The following is a 3,708-nucleotide window of genomic DNA, read 5'->3' as shown; positions in this document are numbered from 1 at the left end:
ATTCACTCTAGTAATTTACAGGAGTGGGGAATGGGCAAAATCTCCATTTCGTCACTTAGAGGGCTTTAACGCCATGTAATGCATTGGCGATAAAAATACCAGTGGGATAACTCCTTTTACTTGGTGATAATCGACTATGCTCCATTCCATGTCTATTATCCAAAAATGAATCGCTTCAAATGCGTCACCTTCAACCTCTGCCACAATCTCTAAAATTTCTAGTTCGTCTTCTGATTCTTCCACTTGGGCTGGAGTCATCTCAACGTACTGAATCTTGTACAACTCAGTGGTCATAATTCCCTTTTTGTTACTTCAAACCTTTAACCAATTCCCGAAATAGCAACCTTGCACCTTTAGCTGCAACGCGATTTCTGACAAGCTTCACAGGACGACCGGCTGCTTTTTCAGTGTCTAACTGTTCACCCAAAGTTTTACCAATATCATTTTTGAGGCGCGATCGCTTCGGTTCAATGCGAGTAAAAACCCACTGCCAGAGTGACTTACGACACAAATCTGAGCCACCTACTACTTTGGATTTACGGCTATCGCCGGATGCTTCCATTGAGGGAGCAGCGCCCAAGGCTTTCTGAAATCTTCTCAATGAAAGGTGGCGTTTAGTAGGCTTTTTGGAGTTTCGCCCCTGGCGTATTCTCACCTCTGGCTTACCATCTGCATCCAGGAATCCCTCAATGGGGTAAATCTGGGAAATAATCACCGACGAGAGGCGATCGCCAAATCCAAACATTTTAAAAACTGTGCGGTAATGGTCAAATCGAGAGTCAGCAAGCAGTTCTCGTAACTCTGTCTCGATGACGTGTTCCTCACGTTGGAGGTCACAGATCCGTTTTGCGTGTTCTCGAACAGTGTCAGTGATTCCTAAGCCGACGGTTTGTGAGTACAGGCGGTCATAGCGGCTGCTTTTACGAATTCCAGCAAGCCAACCCCACAGTAAAGGTGCAAGTCCTGCTTCACCCCTCTTAGACTTCACCAGTGCCACTTCTGGAAACTGCCAAGCTAAATCTTGACGAATACGATTCATGATCGGGGACTGAACGCGGTTGAGATGTGCCAGCCGCAAAACTAGTTCTCGAATTCTGACTATTTCGCGATCGCGAATTTGGACAAATCGACGCGGGTCTTGGTGGTAGTCAAAGTAGTAGCAGGCAAGAGCGAGAGCATCAGCATCATCATCTTTATCTGGCAGTGCTAGGTGATTAGCTCGATAATTTCTCAATTCTTTATGACCAACTAGCCGAACTTCTACCCCGCTTCGTGCCAAGTGAGTGCCCCAAAGTTTGCTGTAATTGTTGCCAGTAGGTTCTAGTAGTGCAATGTCCGCATTGAGCGCGAGTAAATTTTGAATACCTTTTGCATCAGCGCTCAACTGAAAAAATGGACATTCGTAATAAAATTGACGTGGATCTTCGGGCTTATCCGTGAGCAAACAAGCCGAAACTGAGGACTTGCTAACATCAAGTCCCAAAATTCTAATCATTCAGTTCTCCATAGGTGGTTTCGTCTTGTTCCCTGATGCCATGCCTGCGAATCACCCGAAGGCCACTTTGAGCCTAGTTCACTCTCAAGGCAATGCCGGAGCGCGAACTCCGGCGACATGGGGAGGAAACAGTACAATCACAGCAGCCGAGCTTACGAATATCCGAAAGCCGAAAGCTTGTTTCTAGTCAAAAGCCCTAAGCTGCTGTGTGTATGTGCTGTACGTCTGGGTTGGACTCCAGTCCGCGACGTGAGATAAACTCACGTTTCGGCTACTGGGTCAAGTAGCCCGCGCTTAGATTAGCGCGATCGCAATTCACAATTACGATTCATCAGGCGGTTATTTTTTTGGCTTTAACTTTTTTTTATTTTTGACATTGGTAGATGAAATTGCGATCGCACTCCTCGTAAAGTGCGATCGCTTGTCTATAGCGTTAGCGCTGCCAGCGCTGCAAGTCAGTTTCTAGCGCGAAATCCTCATCATGAAAGTCTAGTGACTCTCCTCTACGGATTATCCTTTCACTTGACACTAGGTATTCCCAATAATATTTACCAGGTGCGTGATTGTTTAAAACCCTTTCTTCGACCTTCCCAAAATAGGCTATAGAAGTTGTATCAAAATTTATTTCATACCAGACTAAATCCCCATGCTCATATTTGGGAAGAGGAATTCCGCTCAGGGTATGTACAAAAGTTGGTGATTTTGTCATCATAGAATTGCTCCTTTCACAGTGTATTTGTGGTTGGGGAAGTCGTCATAAATTGGATCTCTAATCATCCAATTTGTGGCGCACATTCTCTATTTTTGAGGTATTTTGATTTGCAGAGAATTGGATACCAATTTTAGGAATTGAAGTAAACCATTTTCTGTCTTTCTAAAGTCTGTCCATTATTTTTCTGATTTACTAAATTTCAGACAGACACCAGACAGAAATAGACAGAAAATTGTCTAGAAATAGACACCAGACATCAGACACCGAAATGATAGACAGAGCCGAAACGGTATGCTGTATAAGCGTTTTGCTGGTGTCTGTCCGTTTCGTTAGCAGACACCAAATAGACACCAGACACTAAAAAAATGTCTCTTGGTGTCTGGACAGACACCAAGCTTTGAGAAGTCTGTTTCATTGCTGTTCCTCTGTGTAGACCACCTTGCCGATGATGATATTTACGGTGTTACCTTCAGCCTCGAAGTCAACGATCGCAAATTCTTGATCATCAACATCTTTGATGATTAGTTCCGTTGCACCAGGGTAGTGCTTTAGGTCTTCAAGCAGTTCTAGAACTGTGGTTGTCATAAGGTTTCTAAGGATAAAGTATGCAGACATGAAATATCACCGCCCAGCAAATTCGTTGCTAGCGCTCGGTTCACAGTGATCAGGGTGGTTCCGCGCAAGGTGGCGCGGGTTGGTTGCTCCGGTTTATTGGTGTGTCCCCACGGGCACTAAGCAAATGTGGGGAGGGAGCTAAAAATAGTTTTCTATGTGAGAAACTGATGTTATGTTAATCATATAGAAAACCTCGTGTCAAGAGTTTTCTATATGGGAATTAGTTTTCTATATGTAAAATGGGTTTACTGTATATGAGCAAAAAGCATGGCGAGGCCGAAGAAACTAGCGGACGACGCAAAGAACGTGTCCCTATTCCTAAGCAAGAAGGACTGGGAGTTATTCGAGGCGAAGGCAAAAGCAATAGGATTGAGCAGGGCGGACTTGGTAGCGAAGATAGCGAGGGGAGACATACCGTTAGGTCAGGCGTCTCCCTCGCTGGAGAAAGCGATATTGGAAAAGTATTAGAGCGACTTGAGTTATTAGAGCAAGGTTTCAAATTCTATGTTGGTTCTCATCGCCAACGTCTTGAAGCTCGACTTGACGAGAATAAGAATTTTACAGACTCATTTGACGAAGGAATGAGACTGATCAAGGCAGAACTCTACAACATAGCTGCTCAGTCGCTCGAAAAACCTGAAGAACCAGAGTAAAACCGTCCTACCTGCAAAGGTGAGGGCGGTTTTGTTTGGCGATCACACTCAACCTCTACAAGTGCGATCGCAACCGACAAATAGACACGTAAATAGCCACCTAAAATCTGACCTCTAGGCGGCTAAGTTAATATTTCAAAACTAATAGTATTATGCCAGAAAATAGCATACAAAAACAAGCTTCTTATCCACGTCCCAAAGTTGTCTCTATCTCTAAGAACACCACATCGAGA

General features: G+C 44.3%; 5 protein-coding genes. 1 reads left to right on the top strand and 4 read right to left on the bottom strand.

The window, feature by feature from the left end; all coding sequences use genetic code 11:
* Positions 1–51: 51 nt before the first annotated feature.
* The 4 genes from V7L31_RS00025 to V7L31_RS00010 all read right to left on the bottom strand — a co-directional run bounded on the left by V7L31_RS00025 (position 52) and on the right by V7L31_RS00010 (position 2,792).
* The gene (locus V7L31_RS00025) at positions 52–294 is read right to left on the bottom strand and encodes a hypothetical protein (RefSeq protein ID WP_334694352.1); all 243 of its coding nucleotides are present in this window, start codon (positions 292–294) and stop codon (positions 52–54) included.
* Between the two features lie 13 nt (positions 295–307).
* Positions 308–1,495: an IS110 family transposase gene (locus V7L31_RS00020; RefSeq protein ID WP_334694351.1), complete on the bottom strand. Its 1,188-nt coding sequence runs from the start codon at positions 1,493–1,495 to the stop codon at positions 308–310.
* Positions 1,496–1,928: 433 nt separating this feature from the next.
* Positions 1,929–2,207: a hypothetical protein gene (locus V7L31_RS00015; RefSeq protein WP_334694350.1), complete on the bottom strand. Its 279-nt coding sequence runs from the start codon at positions 2,205–2,207 to the stop codon at positions 1,929–1,931.
* A gap of 411 nt (positions 2,208–2,618) precedes the next feature.
* Entirely contained in the window at positions 2,619–2,792 is a 174-nt protein-coding gene (locus tag V7L31_RS00010) for a hypothetical protein (protein WP_334694349.1), read from the bottom strand.
* 284 nt (positions 2,793–3,076) lie between these two features.
* Here V7L31_RS00010 and V7L31_RS00005 point away from each other — a divergent pair, with 284 nt between their 5' ends.
* Positions 3,077–3,475: a hypothetical protein gene (locus V7L31_RS00005; protein ID WP_334694348.1), complete on the top strand. Its 399-nt coding sequence runs from the start codon at positions 3,077–3,079 to the stop codon at positions 3,473–3,475.
* Positions 3,476–3,708: the final 233 nt, after the last annotated feature.

The sequence above is a fragment of the Nostoc sp. genome (assembly GCF_036916655.1).
GTDB lineage: Bacteria > Cyanobacteriota > Cyanobacteriia > Cyanobacteriales > Nostocaceae > Nostoc.
The sequence above is the reverse complement of the archived record's forward strand: the minus strand, read 5'-3'. Positions and strand labels throughout refer to the sequence as shown.